The sequence below is a fragment of the Streptomyces sp. NPDC048192 genome, from assembly GCF_043202415.1.
Taxonomy (GTDB): domain Bacteria; phylum Actinomycetota; class Actinomycetes; order Streptomycetales; family Streptomycetaceae; genus Streptomyces.
Genome location: NZ_JBIDAL010000008.1, coordinates 250,344 through 265,405, shown reverse-complemented (window position 1 = coordinate 265,405; position 15,062 = coordinate 250,344). Strand labels below are relative to the sequence as shown.

The window sequence follows — 15,062 nt, the reverse complement described above, 5'->3', positions numbered from 1 at the left end:
GCTCCTTGCGGTGACGCCACCTCGAGAACTCCTCACGTAGAGGCAGGGAGACATGAAGTCCCAGGTCGCGGAACTGGCCCAACTGCGCGAACGCGTGCTCGCCGGACCCGGCGAGAAGGCGACGGCAGCCCAGCGGGCCAAGGGCAAGCTCACCGTGCGCGAACGGATCGGCCTGCTGCTCGACGAGGGCTCGTTCCACGAGGTCGAGCCGCTGCGCCGGCACCGGGCGACCGGGTTCGGGCTGGAGGCGAGGAAGCCGTACACCGACGGCGTCGTCACCGGCTGGGGCACGGTCGAGGGCCGTACGGTTTTCGTCTACGCGCACGACTTCCGTATCTTCGGCGGCGCGCTGGGCGAGGCCCACGCCGCCAAGATCCACAAGATCATGGACATGGCCCTCGCGGCCGGCGCGCCGCTGGTGTCCCTCAACGACGGCGCCGGCGCCCGCATCCAGGAGGGCGTGACCGCGCTCGCCGGGTACGGCGGCATCTTCCGCCGCAACACGGCGGCGTCCGGGGTGATCCCGCAGATCAGCGTGATGCTGGGCCCGTGCGCGGGCGGCGCCGCGTACTCGCCCGCCCTCACCGACTTCGTGTTCATGGTGCGCGAGACCTCGCAGATGTTCATCACCGGCCCGGACGTGGTCAAGGCGGTGACCGGCGAGGAGATCACGCAGAACGGGCTGGGCGGCGCCGACGTCCACGCGGAGACCAGCGGGGTGTGCCACTTCGCGTACGACGACGAGGAGACCTGCCTGGAGGAGGTCCGGTACCTGCTCTCCCTCCTCCCCCGCAACAACCGCGAGACCCCGCCCGCCGTGCCCTGCGACGACCCGCCGGACCGGCGCTGCGAGTCGCTCGCGGAGCTGGTGCCGGTCGACGGCAACCGGCCGTACGACATGGCCAGGGTGATCGAGGAGATCGTCGACGACGGCGAGTACCTGGAGGTGCACCAGCGCTGGGCGCGGAACATCATCTGCGCGCTGGCCCGGCTGGACGGCCAGGTCGTCGGGATCGTCGCCAACCAGCCGCAGACCCTGGCCGGCGTGCTGGACATCGAGGCGAGCGAAAAGGCCGCGCGTTTCGTCCAGTTGTGCGACGCGTTCAGCATCCCCATCGTCACCCTGCTCGACGTGCCCGGCTTCCTGCCCGGCGTCGGCCAGGAGCACGGCGGCATCATCCGGCACGGCGCCAAGCTGCTGTACGCCTACTGCGACGCCACCGTGCCCCGTATCTCGCTGATCCTGCGCAAGGCCTACGGCGGCGCGTACATCGTCATGGACTCGCAGTCCATCGGCGCCGACCTCACCTACGCCTGGCCGACCAACGAGATCGCGGTGATGGGCGCGGAGGGCGCCGCGAACGTCATCTTCCGGCGGCAGATCGCCGAGGCCGACGATCCGGAGGCCCGGCGGGCGGAGCTGGTCAAGGAGTACAAGGCCGAGCTGATGCACCCGTACTACGCCGCCGAACGCGGCCTGGTCGACGACGTGATCGACCCGGCCGACACCCGTGCCGTCCTCATCGGCGCGCTGGCGATGCTGCGCACCAAGCACGCCGAGCGCCCGGCGCGCAAGCACGGCAACCCCCCGCAGTGATCCCGCCCGGTTCCCGCACTCCGACGGAGGTTCCCATGCCCGTGTCCCGCACGTCCCCCACCGCACCGATCCGGGTCGAGAAGGGCCAGGCCACCGAGGAGGAGCTGGCCGCACTCGCGGTGCTGCTGCTGAGCCGCGGCGCCCTGGCCGCGCCGGACACCCCGCCGGCCTCCCCCGGCACCACGTGCTGGCGCCCGCACGCCTTCCACGCGCCGCACAGCTGGCAGCGCGCCTGACCGGCGTGCCACGGGGGCGCGGAGCGGCCCGGAGCGGCCCGCGTCCGGGCCGCCCGGCGTGGACCGCCGCTCACCCCCGGCTCACTTCTTGGCGAGGGTGACGTCCTGGTCGGTGACGGCGTGGAAGGCGGGCAGCGGGACGATGCCCACGGGCCGCATCTCCATGAGCGTGGCCTGCACATGGGCGCGGCCGGCCTTGAAGACCTCGGAGTCGACCGTGCCGGAGTTCTGCCACCGGTGCTCGGCGCCGTCGCACTGCGCGACGCTGCCGCCGATGCCGTTCCTGACATGGGGGTCGCTCTGGCTCAGCGAGGACGTGACGAAGACCGGCCCGGTGCCGGCGGTGCAGCGGTAGCTGCCGGCGAGCGTGATCGTGCCGTCGGACGCGATCCGTCCGGTGTGGTCGACGGTGATGCTCTCCGCGGGGTCGGTGCCGCCCGGCCGGGCCGCGGCCGGGATGGCGGTGGCCGGTGTGGCGGCGGTGCACAGCAGGGCTACGGCGCCGAGGGCCGCGGCGAGGGCGGGACGTACGGGCATGGGATGCCTCCCGGTTCAGAGGGGGTCTGGGCGCCTCCACTCGTACCGGTCGGCCGTCCCGCCGGGCGTGATCGTCACTCCTTCGGTGGCGCGTCATGGGCCCGTTCGGGACGCGCCCGCCGGTGACGAGGCCGCATGGTCACGGCAGGACCGCGAAGCCGTCCAGCTCCACCATCGCCTGCTCGTCCCACAGCCGTACGACCTGCACGACGGCCATCGCCGGGTAGTGACGGCCGGCCAGGTCCCGCCAGATGCGGCCGAGGCGGGCGGCGTGGCCGCGGTAGGCGGCGACGTCCGTGGCGTAGACGGTGACGCGGGCGAGGTCGGCGGGGGTGCCGCCGGCCGCGCGCAGGGCCGCGAGCAGGTTGCCGAGCGCCCGCTCGAACTGCTCGGGGAGGGTGTCGCCGGTGATCCTGCCGCCGGCGTCGAGGGCGGTCTGGCCGGCGAGGAACACCACGCGGGAGCCGGAGGCGACGACGGCGTGCGAGAACCCGGTGGGCGGGGACAGCTCGGGCGGGTTGACGCGCTCGGTGCTCACCGGACCTCCCGGTCGTCGGCGTGGGCGTACAACTCCTTGGCGATGATGCCTCGTTGGACCTCGCTGGCACCCTCGTAGATGCGCGGGGCGCGCACCTCGCGGTAGAGGTGCTCCAGGAGGTGGCCGCGGCGCAGGGCGCGGGCGCCGTGCAGCTGGACGGCGGTGTCGACGACGTACTGCGCGGTCTCCGTGGCGAGCAGCTTCGCCATCGCGGCGCGCTTCGGGACGTCGGCGGCGCCTTCGTCGTACGCCGTTGCCGCCGCGTAGACCATCAGCCGGGCAGCCTCCGTGCGCAGGGCCATCTCGGCGACCTGGTGGGCGACGGTCTGCCGGTCCATCAGCCGGCCGCCGAAGGCCTCGCGGCGGCGGGTGTGGGCGACGGTGGCGTCGAGCGCGGCCTGGGCCATGCCGACCGCGAAGGCGCCGACGCTGGGCCGGAAGAGGTTCAGGGTGCCCATGGCGACCGCGAAGCCGCGGTCCACCTCGCCGAGCACGTCGGCGGCGCTCACGGGTACGGCGTCGAAGCCGAGGGCGCCGATGGGGTGCGGGGAGAGCATCTCCAGCGCGGTGCCGGTGAGTCCGGGCCGGTCGGCGGGGACGAGGAAGGCGGTCACGCCGCGGGCGCCGGCGCCGGGTGTGGTGCGGGCGAAGACGGTGTAGAAGTCGGCCTCGGGGGCGTTGGAGATCCAGCGTTTGGCGCCCGTGAGCCGCCAGCCGGCACCGTCGGGCTCGGCGGTGAGGGACAGCGCGGCCGCGTCCGAACCGGCGCCGGGCTCGCTCAGCGCGAAGGCGGCGACCGCGCTGCCGTCGGCGACCCGGGGCAGCCAGCGCTCGCGCTGGGCGGGGGTGCCGTGCGCGTGCACCGGGTGGGCGCCGAGCCCTTGCAGGGCGAGCGCGGTCTCGGCCTCGGTGCAGGACTGCGCAAGGGACTCGCGCATCAGGCACAGGTCCAGCGCGCCGGAGCCGAACAGCCGCGTCAGCAGCCCGAGTCGGCCCAGCTCGGCGACGAGCGGCCGGTTGACGTGCCCCGGCTCGCCCTTGTCGGCGAGCGGCCGCAGCCGTTCGGCGGCCGTCGCGCGCAGCTCGGCGCACCAGGCGGCCTGCTCCGGTTCGAGTGAGAAAGCGGGCACTGCCGTCCTCCCTCCGGTCGGGGCCGGCACGGCCCGTCACGTTCGCTGTCGAGCGGGCCGGCCTCGCGGGTGCTGCCCACCCGCCGACGACGTTATCGCGGAAGGTTGACTGCCGTCACCAACACGATACGCTCGGTCTGCGAGCCCACCAGGACGCCGGTGCCCACCACGACGCCCGTCTTCGACGTTTGTCACGGCAAGGGGGCGAACCGCCATGCATCGCTCGGCCCATGTCGACACCTTCGCGCGCGACCACCTGCCGCCCCCCGACGAGTGGCCCGAGCTGCTCTTCGACCTGCCGGAGCTGCGCTACCCCGAGCGCCTGAACTGCGCCGCCGAGCTGCTCGGCCACGCGGCGGCGGACCGGCCGGTCTTCCGCACCCCGGCCGGCCCCCCGTGGACCTACGGCGACCTGCGCGCGCACGTCGACCGGATCGCGCACGTGCTCACCGGCGACCTCGGCGTGGTCCCCGGCAACCGGGTGCTGCTGCGCGGCCCCACCACGCCCTGGCTCGCCGCCTGCTGGCTGGCCGTGCTGAAGGCGGGCGCGATAGCGGTCACCGTGCTCGCCCAGCAGCGCCCGCACGAGCTGGCGACGATGTGCGAGATCGCCCTGGTGCGGCACGCGCTGTGCGACATCCGGTCGGTGGAGGACCTGGCGAAGGCCGACATACCCGGGCTGCGGATCACCACGTACGGCGGCGACGGCCCCGACGACCTGCTGCGCCGGCCCGCCCCGAAGACGCCGTACCGGGCCGCGGACACCGCCGCCGACGACGTGGCCCTGATCGCGTTCACCTCCGGCACCACGGGCCGCCCGAAGGGATGCATGCACTTCCACCGGGACGTGCTGGCCATCGCGGACACCTTCTCCAGGCATGTGCTGCGCCCCCGGCCGGACGACGTCTTCGCCGGCTCTCCCCCGCTCGGCTTCACCTTCGGCCTCGGCGGACTCGTGGTCTTCCCGATGCGGGCGGGCGCCAGTTCCCTGCTCCTGGAAGAGGCCAACCCCCGCCGGCTGCTGCCCGCGATCGCCGAGCACCGCGTCTCCGTCCTGTTCACCGCGCCGACCGCCTACCGCGCGATGCTGGACCGGCTCGACGGGCACGACGTGACCTCGCTGCGGCGCTGTGTGTCGGCCGGCGAGAACCTGCCCGCGGCCACCTGGCGGGCCTGGCACGAGCGCACCGGGCTGCGGATCATCAACGGCATCGGCGCCACCGAGCTGCTGCACATCTTCGTCTCCGCCGCCGACGAGGACATCCGGCCGGGCACCACGGGCGTGCCGGTGCCGGGCTGGCGGGCGCGGGTGCAGGACGCGCACGGCAGGCCCGTGCCGGACGGCGAGCCCGGGCTACTCGCGGTGCGCGGCCCGGTCGGCTGCCGCTATCTCGCCGACCCGCGGCAGCGGCAGTACGTGCGCGCCGGCTGGAACGTCACCGGTGACACCTATGTCCGCGAGCCCGACGGCTACTTCCGCTACGTGGCCCGCGCCGACGACATGATCATCTCGGCCGGGTACAACATCGCCGGCCCGGAGGTGGAGGACGCGCTGCTGCGGCACCCGGACGTGGTGGAGGCCGCGGTCGTGGGCCGCCCGGACGAGGCCCGCGGGCAGGTGGCGGTCGCCTACACCGTGCTGCGCGAGGGCGCCCGGCGCGACCCGGACTCCCTGCGCGCCTTCCTCACGGCCGAGCTGGCGCCGTACAAGTGCCCGCGCGAGTTCGTCTTCCTCGACGCGCTGCCGCGCACCGCCACCGGCAAGCTGCAGCGGTTCCGGCTGCGCCGCGAGGGTGACCGGCGGTGACGCCGACGACCTAAAATGATCAACGTGTCCGAGCAGCACGCCCCCAGGTCCCTCATCGTCACGCTCTACGGCGCGTACGGCCGCTACATGCCCGGCCCGGTGCCCGTCGCCGAGCTGATCCGGCTCCTGGCCGCGGTCGGCGTGGACGCGCCCTCGGTCCGGTCCTCGGTGTCCCGGCTCAAACGCCGCGGCCTGCTGCTGCCGGCCCGCACGGAGTCCGGCGCGGCGGGCTACCAACTCTCCCCGGAGGCACGGCAGTTGCTGGAGGACGGCGACCGCCGCATCTACGCCACCCCGCCCGTCGCGGACGCCGGCTGGGTGCTCGCCGTGTTCTCCGTGCCGGAGTCGGAGCGGCAGAAGCGGCACGTGCTGCGCTCCCGGCTGGCCGGCCTCGGCTTCGGCACGGCGGCCCCGGGCGTGTGGATCGCTCCGGCCCGGCTGTACGAGGAGACCGAGCACACCCTGCGCCGGCTGCACCTCGATCCGTACGTGGACCTGTTCCGCGGCGCGCACCTGGGCTTCGCGCCGACCGCCGAGGCGGTCGCCCGCTGGTGGGACCTGACCGCGATCGCCAAGGAGCACGAGCACTTCCTCGACGCGCACGGCCCGGTGCTGCGCGACTGGGAGCGCCGGCCGGACACCCCGCCCGAGGAGGCCTACCGGGACTACCTCCTCGCCCTCGACTCCTGGCGCCATCTGCCGTACACGGACCCCGGCCTGCCCACCCGGCTGCTGCCCGCCGGCTGGCCCGGGCTGCGCTCGGCGGAGGTGTTCCAGGGCCTGCACCGCCGACTGCGCGACGCCGGGGCCGAGTTCGCCGGGCTGTGAGGCGGGGCTGTTTCACAGGTAGGTCAGGCAGTACAGGTGTGCTCCTTCTGTCCGGGCGCGGTCGGCCAGGCCCACGAACGTACGGATGTCGTCCTCGGCGTGCAGGTAGTCGGCGAAGTGTGCGTCGCCCATGTCGCACGCCTGGAGCGCGAGCATCGGCACCGCGTCCTCCACCACGTCGGCGAGCGCGTCCCGCCAGGCGTCGGGCAGTTCCTCGAGGAACGTCCCTTCGTCCCAGACGGTCCCGGACACCACCAGCGTCTCGTCGGGGTACGGCACCTCGTCCGGGTCGGGCGAGACCAGTTCCGGCCGCTCCCCGCGGGCGGGCGGTGTGCCCGTCGCGAAGGCGATCAGCCGGGGCAGCGCCAGGTGAGGATCCATGCCCCCCACATCGAGCCCGTCCGCGCCCAGCCAGGCACCGTCCGCCCCGATGACCCGCTCCACCGCCGTGCCCCGGTCGCGGGCGAGGAAGTACTCGTGCGACACGCCCATGATGTCTCCGTTCGTCTCACCGCCTCACGAGTCGAGTACAGCAGACGGCACTGACAATTCAGCCGCCGAGGGTCAGGCGGGGCTTCGGGGCGTCCGTGCGGCCGGTCTGGGGACGGCGGCTGCCGGCCCGGTAGGGCGCGGGCCAGACGGCGCCCGGACCCTCGTACCCCTGCTCCGCCGCCGCGTGCAGGGTCCAGTGCGGGTCGTACAGGTGCGGGCGGGCCAGTGCGCACAGGTCCGTCCGTCCGGCGAGGATCAGGGAGTTGACGTCGTCCCACGAGGAGATCGCGCCCACGGCGATCACCGGGACGCCCACCTCGTGCCGGATCCGGTCGGCGTACGGCGTCTGGTACGACCGCCCGAACTCCGGCCGCTCCCCGGCCACGACCTGCCCGGTGGACACGTCGATCGCGTCGGCGCCGTGCGCGGCGAAGGCGCGTGCGATCTCCACCGCGTCCTCGGCGGTGGTGCCGCCCTCGGCCCAGTCGGTGGCCGAGATGCGGACCGTCATCGGCCGCTCCGCCGGCCACACCGCGCGTACGGCGTCGAAGACCTCCAGCGGGAACCTCAGCCGCCGCGCCGGCGAGCCGCCGTAGGCGTCGGTGCGGTGGTTGGTGAGCGGGGAGAGGAAGCCGGACAGCAGATAGCCGTGCGCGCAGTGCAGTTCGAGCAGATCGAACCCGGCCCGCGCGGCCCGCCAGGCGGCGGCGGCGAACTGCTCGCGGATGTCGGTGAGCTGGGCCCTCGACAGTTGGCGCGGTGTCTGGCTGCCCGGCCTGTACGGCAGCGGGGAGGCGGCCACGAGCGGCCAGTTGCCGTGGGGCAGCGGCTCGTCCATGCCCTCCCACATCACCCGCGTGGAGCCCTTGCGGCCCGCGTGGCCGAGCTGGACGCCGATCGCGGTGCCGGGCGCGCGGGTGTGCACGAAGTCGGTGACCCGGCGCCATGCCTCCGCCTGCCGGCCGGTGTAGAGACCGGCGCAGCCCGGCGTGATGCGGCCGTCCTCGCTGACGCACACCATCTCGGTCATGACCAGTCCGGCCCCGCCGAGCGCGCGGGCGCCCAGGTGGACGAGGTGGAAGTCGCCGGGGACGCCGTCGGTGGCGGAGTACATGTCCATCGGGGACACCACGACCCGGTTGCGCAGGGTCAGGCCGCGCAGCCGGAACGGGGTGAACATCGGCGGCGTGCCGGGCGGGCAGCCGAACTCCCGCTCGACCGCCGCGGTGAAGCGGGCGTCGCGCAGCCGGAGGTTGTCGTGGGTGACGCGGCGGCTGCGGGTGAGCAGGTTGAAGGCGAACTGGCGGGGCGGCTGGTCCAGGTACAGCCGCAGGTTCTCGAACCACTCCAGGCTCGCCCGGGCGGCCCGCTGGGTGGAGGCGACGACCGGTTTGCGCTCCTCCTCGTAGGCCGCCAGCGCGCTGGGCACGTCGGGCTGTTCCTCCAGGCAGGCGGCCAGGGCCAGCGCGTCCTCCACGGCCAGCTTGGTGCCGGAGCCGATGGAGAAGTGGGCGGTGTGCGCGGCGTCGCCGAGCAGGACGACGTTGCCGTGGGACCAGCGGCCGTTGACCACCGTGCGGAAGCTGGTCCAGGCGGAGTTGTTGGAGCGCAGGGGGCGGCCGCGGAGCGCGTCGGCGAAGATCTTGGCGCAGCGCTCGACGGATTCGTCCGGTTCGAGTTCGTCGAACCCCGCCGCCCGCCACACCTCCTCCCGCATCTCGACGATCACGGTGGAGGCGCCGAATTGATTCTGCGGCCCGGAGGGCCCCGTTGAGGGGTGGTGGTCGGGAGACGGGTGGGCATAGGGGTAGCCGTGCAGTTGCATCACGCCGTGCGGGGTCTCGGCGATCTCGAAGCGGAAGGCGTCGAAGGGGAAGTCAGCGGCGAGCCAGATGTAGCGGCAGCGGTGGGTCGTCACCCGGGGCTCGAACACGTCGGCGTGGGCGGCGCGGGTGGTGCTGTTGACCCCGTCGGCGGCGACGACGAGGTCGTACTCGGCCGAGAGCGTGTCCGCGCGGGGCGCCTCGGTGGCGAACCTCAGGTCCACGCCGAGGGACCGGCAGCGCTCGTGCAGGATCGCGAGGAGCCGCCGCCTGCCCAGCGCGGCGAAGCCGTGTCCCCCGGAGCGGTGGGTGACGCCCCGGTGCACGATGTCGATGTCGTCCCAGCGGACGAAGTCGCGCTGCAGGGCGTCGTAGACCACGGGGTCGGCGTGTTCGATGCCGCCGAGGGTCTCGTCGGAGAGGACCACGCCGAAGCCGAAGGTGACGTCCGGGGCGTTGCGCTCCCAGACGGTGATCTCACGGGCCGGGTCGAGCCGTTTCAGCAGCGCCGCCGCGTACAGCCCGCCGGGGCCGCCGCCGATGACCGCCACGCGCATGAGCGCTCACCTTCCTCGCCATTTCGCAGGGCGTTTCCCGGTGAAGGCCGCGTGGAACTCCGCGTAGTCCTCGCCGTTCATCAGCAGGGCCTGGGTGGAGGCGTCCAGCTCGACGGCCGCCGCGAGGGGCATGTCCAGTTCGGCGGTGAGCAGGGCCTTGGTCTGGGCGTACGCCAGGGCCGGGCCGTCGGCCAGGCGGCGGGCCAGGGCCAGCGCGGCCTCGTCCGCGCCTCCCTCCTCGGTCAGCTCGCTGATCAGGCCGATCCGCTCGGCCTCGGGGGCCCGGACCGGTTCGCCGAGCATCAGCAGGCGGGTGGCGTGGCCGAGGCCGACGACACGGGGCAGCAGATAGGCGGCGCCCATGTCGCCGCCGGACAGGCCGACGCGGGTGAAGAGGAAGACGAAGCGGGCGCTCGGGTCGGCGACGCGGAAGTCGGCCGCCAGCGCCAGCACCGCTCCGGCGCCGGCCGCCACGCCGTGGACGGCGGCGATCACGGGGAAGGGGCACTCCCTGATCGCCCGGACCACCTGGCCGGTCATCCGGTTGAAGTCGAGGAGCTGTGCGGTGTCCATGCCGAGGGTGGCGCCGATGATCTCGTCGACGTCGCCGCCGGAGCAGAAGCCCCGCCCCTCGCCGACCAGCACCAGGGCGCGCGCGGAGCGCTCCCGGGACAGCTCGGCGAGCAGGTCGCGCAGGTCGGCGTAGGCGCCGAAGGTGAGCGCGTTGAGCTTCTCGGGGCGGGCGAGGGTGACGGTGGCGACCCCGTCGGCGATCCGGAGGCGCAGATGCTCCCAGTCGCGGGTGCGGGCGGCGGAGCCGGTGAAGGGACTCATGACGTGCGGCCTCCTTGGGCGGCGGTGCCGTACGTTGCGCTGTCCCCCGAAGTTATCACTTCTTTGTGACTGTCGTCACGAGTGCGCGACATGCCAGGTGGTTCGGCCGGATCCGGTCACGTGCGTCACCGGTCGGCGACAGCGCCGTAACAGTGGGGACGAGCGGGCGAGCCGGGCCGTTCGCGTGGGTAAGCCGCCCGGTACCGGGGCCGGGGGTCCCGGGCGCAGCCCGCCGTCGGTCCCCGGGGCCGGGCCCGTACCATTGCCAAGTCGAAAGCAGGACAACCTGCTCCATGAACGGACTCACCTTGCACGAACGCCCCACCGAACCGGCATCCTGGCGCATCGCGCTGCCGCACACCGCGGCCGCGGTGCCCGCGGCCCGCGCCCTGGTGCGCTCGGCCCTCGCCGAGGTGGAGCACCCGGCCGACTGCGACACCGCCGAGCTGCTCACGGCGGAGCTGGTGGCCAACGCGGTGGAGCACACCGCCGGGCGCGGCCCGATCGAGCTGGTGGTGGAGCTGCTGCCGGGCGGCTGCCAGGTCGAGGTGCACGACCCGGACCCGGCGCCGCCCGGCCATCTGACCCGGCCGGTGATCGAGGAGCCCGACGTCTGGCAGGAGGGCGGCCGCGGGCTGCTGCTGATCCGCGCCCTCAGCTCGTCCTGCGGGCACCGCCCCACCCCGCGGGGCAAGGCGGTGTGGTTCAGACTCCCTGCGGTTCCCGCTCAGCGGCGGCGCTCGGCGTGACCTCGGGCGCGGCCTGGGCCAGCGTGGAGTGCCGGCGGCCGTAGGCGGCGTAGATCGCGAGGCCCACCGCGAGGAACACGGCGAACTGGGCCCAGGTCCGCCAGCCGGTCTCGTACATCAGGTACAGGCAGAAGGCGACGCCGAGCAGCGGGCCGACCGGGTACAGCGGCACCCGGAAGCTGCGGCTGAGGCCGGGCTCGCGGCGGCGCAGAGTGATCACCGTGATGTTGACGGCGGCCATGATGGCGAGGGTGCCGATGGTGCACAGGTTCATCACGGCGTCGAGCGAGGCGAAGGCCGCCGGGAGCGCGAAGACCACGGCGACGATCAGGGTGCCGGCGACCGGGGTGGAGGTCTTCGGGTTCACCTTCTCGAAGACGCGCGGGATCAGGCCGTCCCGGGACATCGACATCAGGATGCGGGTCTGGCCGTACATCACGGCGAGGACGACCGAGGCGATGGCGACGACCGCGCCGAAGGCGATGACCCCGCCGCCGACGGTCGAGCCGGTGACCTCGTTGACGACGTAGGAGAGAGCGGCGGGGCGGCCGGCGACCTGGTCGCTGCCGATGGCGCCGATCGCGGCGACCGCGACCGCGCAGTACAGCAGGGTGACGATGCCCATGCAGACCATGATCGCGACGGGGATGTCCCGGCGCGGGTTCTTGGCCTCCTCGCCGGCCGTGGTGATCGCGTCGAAGCCGATGTAGGAGAAGAACGCGGCCGTGGTGCCCGCGCCGATGCCGCCGAGGCCGGCCGGGGAGAACGGGGTGAGGTTGCCGTGCTTGAAGGCGCTGTAGCCGACGGCGCAGAAGGCCAGCAGGATGACGAGCTTCACGGCGGCCATGGCGGCCGTGGCCCGGGCGCTCTCGCGCACGCCGCGCACCAGCAGCACGGACGCCATGGCGATCACGATCACGGCCGGGAGGTTGATGATCCCGCCGTCGCCGGGTCCCGCGGACAGCGCGGCCGGCAGCTGCAGGCCGGTGAGGCTGTGCAGCAGTTCGTTGACGTACTGGCTCCAGCCGACGGCGACGGCCGAGATGGACACGCCGTACTCCAGCAGCAGGCACCAGCCGACCAGGAAGGCGGTGGACTCGCCGAGGCCGGCGTAGGCGAAGGAGTACGAGGAGCCGGAGACCGGGATCGCGCCGCCCAGCTCCGCGAAGGAGAAGGCGGTGAAGACGCAGGTGATCGCGGCGAGGACGAAGGAGACGACGACGGCCGGGCCGGCCTGGGCGACGGAGTCGGAGAGGCCGACGAAGATGCCGGTGCCGACGATGGCGCCGACGCCGAAGCAGATGAGCTGGAACAGGCCCATCGTGCGCTTCAGGCCGTGTCCCTCGCGGTCGGCGCCGGATTCGGCGACCAGCAGGTGCGGGGACTTGATGCGGGGAGCGGGCATTGCGGGTGGTGCTCGTTTCTGGGATGTGCGGGCGACCTGGTGGGTCGCGGCGACGGCCCGAGGCTGGGGTGTGCCGGGCCGTCGGCCAGGATAAGGGCTGGTGGGGACGGGGTACTAGGCGTGCCGGCCGAGTGTGGCGACCAGCACCGCCTTGATGGTGTGCAGGCGGTTCTCGGCCTCGTCGAAGACGACCGAGTGGGCGGACTCGAAGACCTCGTCGGTGACCTCGAGCGAGTCGCGGCCGTAGGTCTCGTGGATCTCGCGGCCCACCCGGGTGCCCAGGTCGTGGAAGGCCGGCAGGCAGTGCAGGAACTTCACGTCCGGGTTGCCGGTGGCGCGCAGCACGTCCATGGTCACGGCGTACGGCGCGAGGGCGTCGATCCGCTCGGCCCAGACCTCCTTGGGCTCGCCCATGGAGACCCACACGTCCGTGGCGACGAAGTCGGCGCCCACGACGCCCTCGGCGGTGTCCTCGGTGAGGGTGATCCGGGCGCCGCTGGAGGCGGCCAGCTCCTGGGCGCGGTCGACGATCTCCTGGGCGGGCCAGTAGCTCTTCGGGGCCACGATCCGCACGTCCATGCCGAGCAGGGCGCCGGTGACCAGGTAGGAGTTGCCCATGTTGAAGCGGGCGTCGCCGAGGTAGGCGAAGGCGATGTCGCGCAGCGGCTTGGCGCTGTGCTCGGTCATGGTGAGCACGTCGGCGAGCATCTGGGTGGGGTGCCAGTCGTCGGTGAGCCCGTTGTAGACGGGCACCCCGGCGTACGCCGCCAGCTCCTCGACCTTGGCCTGGCTGTCGCCGCGGTACTCGATGGCGTCGAACATCCGGCCCAGCACGCGGGCGGTGTCCCGCACGGACTCCTTGTGCCCGATCTGCGAGCCGGACGGGTCCAGGTAGGTGGTGTGAGCGCCCTGGTCGGCGGCGGCGACCTCGAACGCACAGCGGGTGCGCGTCGAGGTCTTCTCGAAGACCAGCGCGATGTTCCGGCCGCGCAGGTACTGCGTCTCCGTCCCGGCCTTCTTGGCGGCCTTCAGCTCGGCTGCCAGCTCGACCAGGCCGCGGAACTCCTCCTCGGTGAAGTCCAGCTCCTTGAGGAAGTGGCGGCCGGCGAGGGCGGTCGGGGCTGTCGCCATGGGGCGCTCCAGAGGGTACGAGAACACGTGACTATTGGAAGTCTATACGACCCTCCACATTTATATACGGCATCTCGCTCCGCGGGACGGCGCTACACGGCGTCCCGCTCCACCGGGCAGCTCATGCAGCGCGGCCCGCCCCGCCCCCGGCCCAGCTCGCTGCCCGGGATCTCGATCACCTCGATGCCCTGCTTGCGCAGATGCGTGTTGGTGGTCGAGTTGCGCTCGTAGGCGACGACCACCCCGGGCTCGACGGCGAGCACGTTGCAGCCGTCGTCCCACTGCTCGCGCTCGGCGGCGTGCACGTCCTGGGTGGCGGTCAGCACCCGGATCTCACCGAGGCCGAGCGCGGCGGCGATCGCGCGGTGCATGTGCTCCGGCGGATGGTCGGTGACCTTCAGCTCCTTCTCGCAGACCCCCGGCTCGATGGTGTACGAGCGCAGCATGCCGAGCCCGGCGTACTGGGTGAAGGTGTCCCCGTCGACCATGGTCATCACGGTGTCGAGGTGCATGAAGGCGCGCCGCTTGGGCATGTCGAGCGCGACGATCGTGCGCGCCGAGCCCGCCGCGAACAGCTTGTACGCCAGCATCTCCACCGCCTGCGGAGTGGTGCGCTCGCTCATTCCGACCAGGACGGCGCCGTTGCCGATCACCAGGACGTCGCCGCCCTCGATGGTGGAGGGGTGGTCGGCCTGCCCCTCGGACCAGACGTGGAAGGTCTCGTCGCGGAACAGCGGGTGGTACCGGTAGATCGCCTCGAAGTGGACCGTCTCCCGCTGCCGGGCCGGCAGCCGCATGGCGTTGATGGCGACCCCGTCGTAGATCCAGGCGGAGGTGTCGCGGGTGAACAGGTGGTTGGGCAGGGGGCCGAGGAGGAAGTCGTCGAGGTCCATCACATGGAAGCGGACGGAGGTCGGCTCGGCGTGGCCCTGCAGGAACTCCCGCTTGGTCATGCCGCCCACCAGCGCCTCGGCCAGCTCCCGGGCGGGCATCGCCTCGAAGGCGGCGCGCAGATGGCCGGCGGCGAGGGGGCCGTACTCCTTCTCGTGGAAGACCCGGTCGAGGACGAGGGCGCGGGCCTCGGGCACCCGGAGCGTCTCGGCGAGCAGGTCGCCGAAGAGGTGGACGGCGACGCCGCGGTCCCGCAGGACGTCGGCGAACCCGTCGTGCTCGGCGCGCGCCCGGCGCACCCACAGCACGTCGTCGAAGAGCAGGGCGTCCTTGTTGCTCGGGGTGAGCCTTTTGAGCTCGAGGTCGGGCCGGTGCAGGATCACCCGGCGCAGCCGACCGGCCTCGGAGTCGACGTGGTATGCCATGCCTCCATCCTGGCCGTCCGCGCCCGTCTTCACGCCCTTGTCGACCGTTTCCGACCTCTTCTGTTTTCGTCCCGCTGACGAC

General features: G+C 73.1%; 14 protein-coding genes. 5 read left to right on the top strand and 9 right to left on the bottom strand.

All coding sequences use genetic code 11. From position 1 onward, the window contains the following. The first annotated feature begins 52 nt into the window (after nucleotides 1–52). Together ACGFZN_RS19180 and ACGFZN_RS19175 are read left to right on the top strand one after the other, a co-directional pair. Nucleotides 53–1,597: an acyl-CoA carboxylase subunit beta gene (locus ACGFZN_RS19180; protein WP_393859648.1), complete on the top strand. Its 1,545-nt coding sequence runs from the start codon at nucleotides 53–55 to the stop codon at nucleotides 1,595–1,597. 35 nt (nucleotides 1,598–1,632) lie between these two features. Then, on the top strand, nucleotides 1,633–1,833 hold the full coding sequence (locus ACGFZN_RS19175) for an acyl-CoA carboxylase epsilon subunit (RefSeq protein WP_393859647.1): 201 nt from the start codon (nucleotides 1,633–1,635) through the stop codon (nucleotides 1,831–1,833). Between the two features lie 81 nt (nucleotides 1,834–1,914). Here ACGFZN_RS19175 and ACGFZN_RS19170 read toward each other — a convergent pair whose 3' ends face one another. The 3 genes from ACGFZN_RS19170 to ACGFZN_RS19160 form a co-directional block, all read right to left on the bottom strand. Beyond that, nucleotides 1,915–2,370: a DUF6299 family protein gene (locus ACGFZN_RS19170; RefSeq protein ID WP_393859646.1), complete on the bottom strand. Its 456-nt coding sequence runs from the start codon at nucleotides 2,368–2,370 to the stop codon at nucleotides 1,915–1,917. 139 nt (nucleotides 2,371–2,509) lie between these two features. Next, the gene (locus ACGFZN_RS19165) at nucleotides 2,510–2,908 is read right to left on the bottom strand and encodes a RidA family protein (protein WP_393859645.1); all 399 of its coding nucleotides are present in this window, start codon (nucleotides 2,906–2,908) and stop codon (nucleotides 2,510–2,512) included. After that, on the bottom strand, nucleotides 2,905–4,038 hold the full coding sequence (locus ACGFZN_RS19160; RefSeq protein WP_393859644.1) for an acyl-CoA dehydrogenase family protein: 1,134 nt from the start codon (nucleotides 4,036–4,038) through the stop codon (nucleotides 2,905–2,907). The genes ACGFZN_RS19165 and ACGFZN_RS19160 overlap by 4 nt, the downstream gene beginning before the upstream one ends. A 109-nt stretch (nucleotides 4,039–4,147) precedes the next feature. Here ACGFZN_RS19160 and ACGFZN_RS19155 point away from each other — a divergent pair, with 109 nt between their 5' ends. Together ACGFZN_RS19155 and ACGFZN_RS19150 are read left to right on the top strand one after the other, a co-directional pair. Then, nucleotides 4,148–5,845, top strand: a complete 1,698-nt coding sequence (locus tag ACGFZN_RS19155) for an AMP-binding protein (protein ID WP_393859810.1) — start codon at nucleotides 4,148–4,150, stop codon at nucleotides 5,843–5,845. 15 nt (nucleotides 5,846–5,860) lie between these two features. Then, complete coding sequence (locus ACGFZN_RS19150; RefSeq protein ID WP_393859643.1) at nucleotides 5,861–6,673, top strand: PaaX family transcriptional regulator C-terminal domain-containing protein; 813 nt, start codon at nucleotides 5,861–5,863, stop codon at nucleotides 6,671–6,673. A 12-nt stretch (nucleotides 6,674–6,685) separates the two neighbouring features. Here ACGFZN_RS19150 and ACGFZN_RS19145 read toward each other — a convergent pair whose 3' ends face one another. The 3 genes from ACGFZN_RS19145 to ACGFZN_RS19135 are packed head-to-tail and all read right to left on the bottom strand — an operon-like array spanning nucleotide 6,686 to nucleotide 10,379. Continuing rightward, nucleotides 6,686–7,165, bottom strand: coding sequence for a hypothetical protein (locus ACGFZN_RS19145; RefSeq protein WP_393859642.1), 480 nt, complete (start codon nucleotides 7,163–7,165; stop codon nucleotides 6,686–6,688). Between the two features lie 58 nt (nucleotides 7,166–7,223). Continuing rightward, nucleotides 7,224–9,545 (bottom strand): bifunctional salicylyl-CoA 5-hydroxylase/oxidoreductase, encoded by a 2,322-nt coding sequence (locus ACGFZN_RS19140; RefSeq protein ID WP_393859641.1) that lies wholly within the window; start codon nucleotides 9,543–9,545, stop codon nucleotides 7,224–7,226. A 6-nt stretch (nucleotides 9,546–9,551) separates the two neighbouring features. Beyond that, on the bottom strand, nucleotides 9,552–10,379 hold the full coding sequence (locus ACGFZN_RS19135; RefSeq protein ID WP_393859640.1) for an enoyl-CoA hydratase family protein: 828 nt from the start codon (nucleotides 10,377–10,379) through the stop codon (nucleotides 9,552–9,554). A 293-nt stretch (nucleotides 10,380–10,672) separates the two neighbouring features. On the opposite strand from ACGFZN_RS19135, the gene ACGFZN_RS19130 reads away from it, so the two are divergent. Beyond that, a complete protein-coding gene (locus ACGFZN_RS19130; RefSeq protein ID WP_393859639.1) occupies nucleotides 10,673–11,128 on the top strand; it encodes an ATP-binding protein in 456 nt (151 codons plus the stop codon). On the opposite strand, the gene ACGFZN_RS19125 is transcribed toward ACGFZN_RS19130, so the two are convergent. The 3 genes from ACGFZN_RS19125 to ACGFZN_RS19115 all read right to left on the bottom strand — a co-directional run bounded on the left by ACGFZN_RS19125 (nucleotide 11,085) and on the right by ACGFZN_RS19115 (nucleotide 14,980). Next, the gene (locus ACGFZN_RS19125) at nucleotides 11,085–12,533 is read right to left on the bottom strand and encodes an amino acid permease (protein ID WP_393859638.1); all 1,449 of its coding nucleotides are present in this window, start codon (nucleotides 12,531–12,533) and stop codon (nucleotides 11,085–11,087) included. The two genes, ACGFZN_RS19130 and ACGFZN_RS19125, sit on opposite strands and share 44 nt — an antisense overlap. A 114-nt stretch (nucleotides 12,534–12,647) precedes the next feature. Continuing rightward, nucleotides 12,648–13,664, bottom strand: a complete 1,017-nt coding sequence (gene argF, locus ACGFZN_RS19120) for an ornithine carbamoyltransferase (protein ID WP_393859637.1) — start codon at nucleotides 13,662–13,664, stop codon at nucleotides 12,648–12,650. Nucleotides 13,665–13,756: 92 nt separating this feature from the next. Beyond that, entirely contained in the window at nucleotides 13,757–14,980 is a 1,224-nt protein-coding gene (locus ACGFZN_RS19115) for an arginine deiminase (RefSeq protein WP_393859636.1), read from the bottom strand. Between the last annotated feature and the right edge of the window lie 82 nt (nucleotides 14,981–15,062).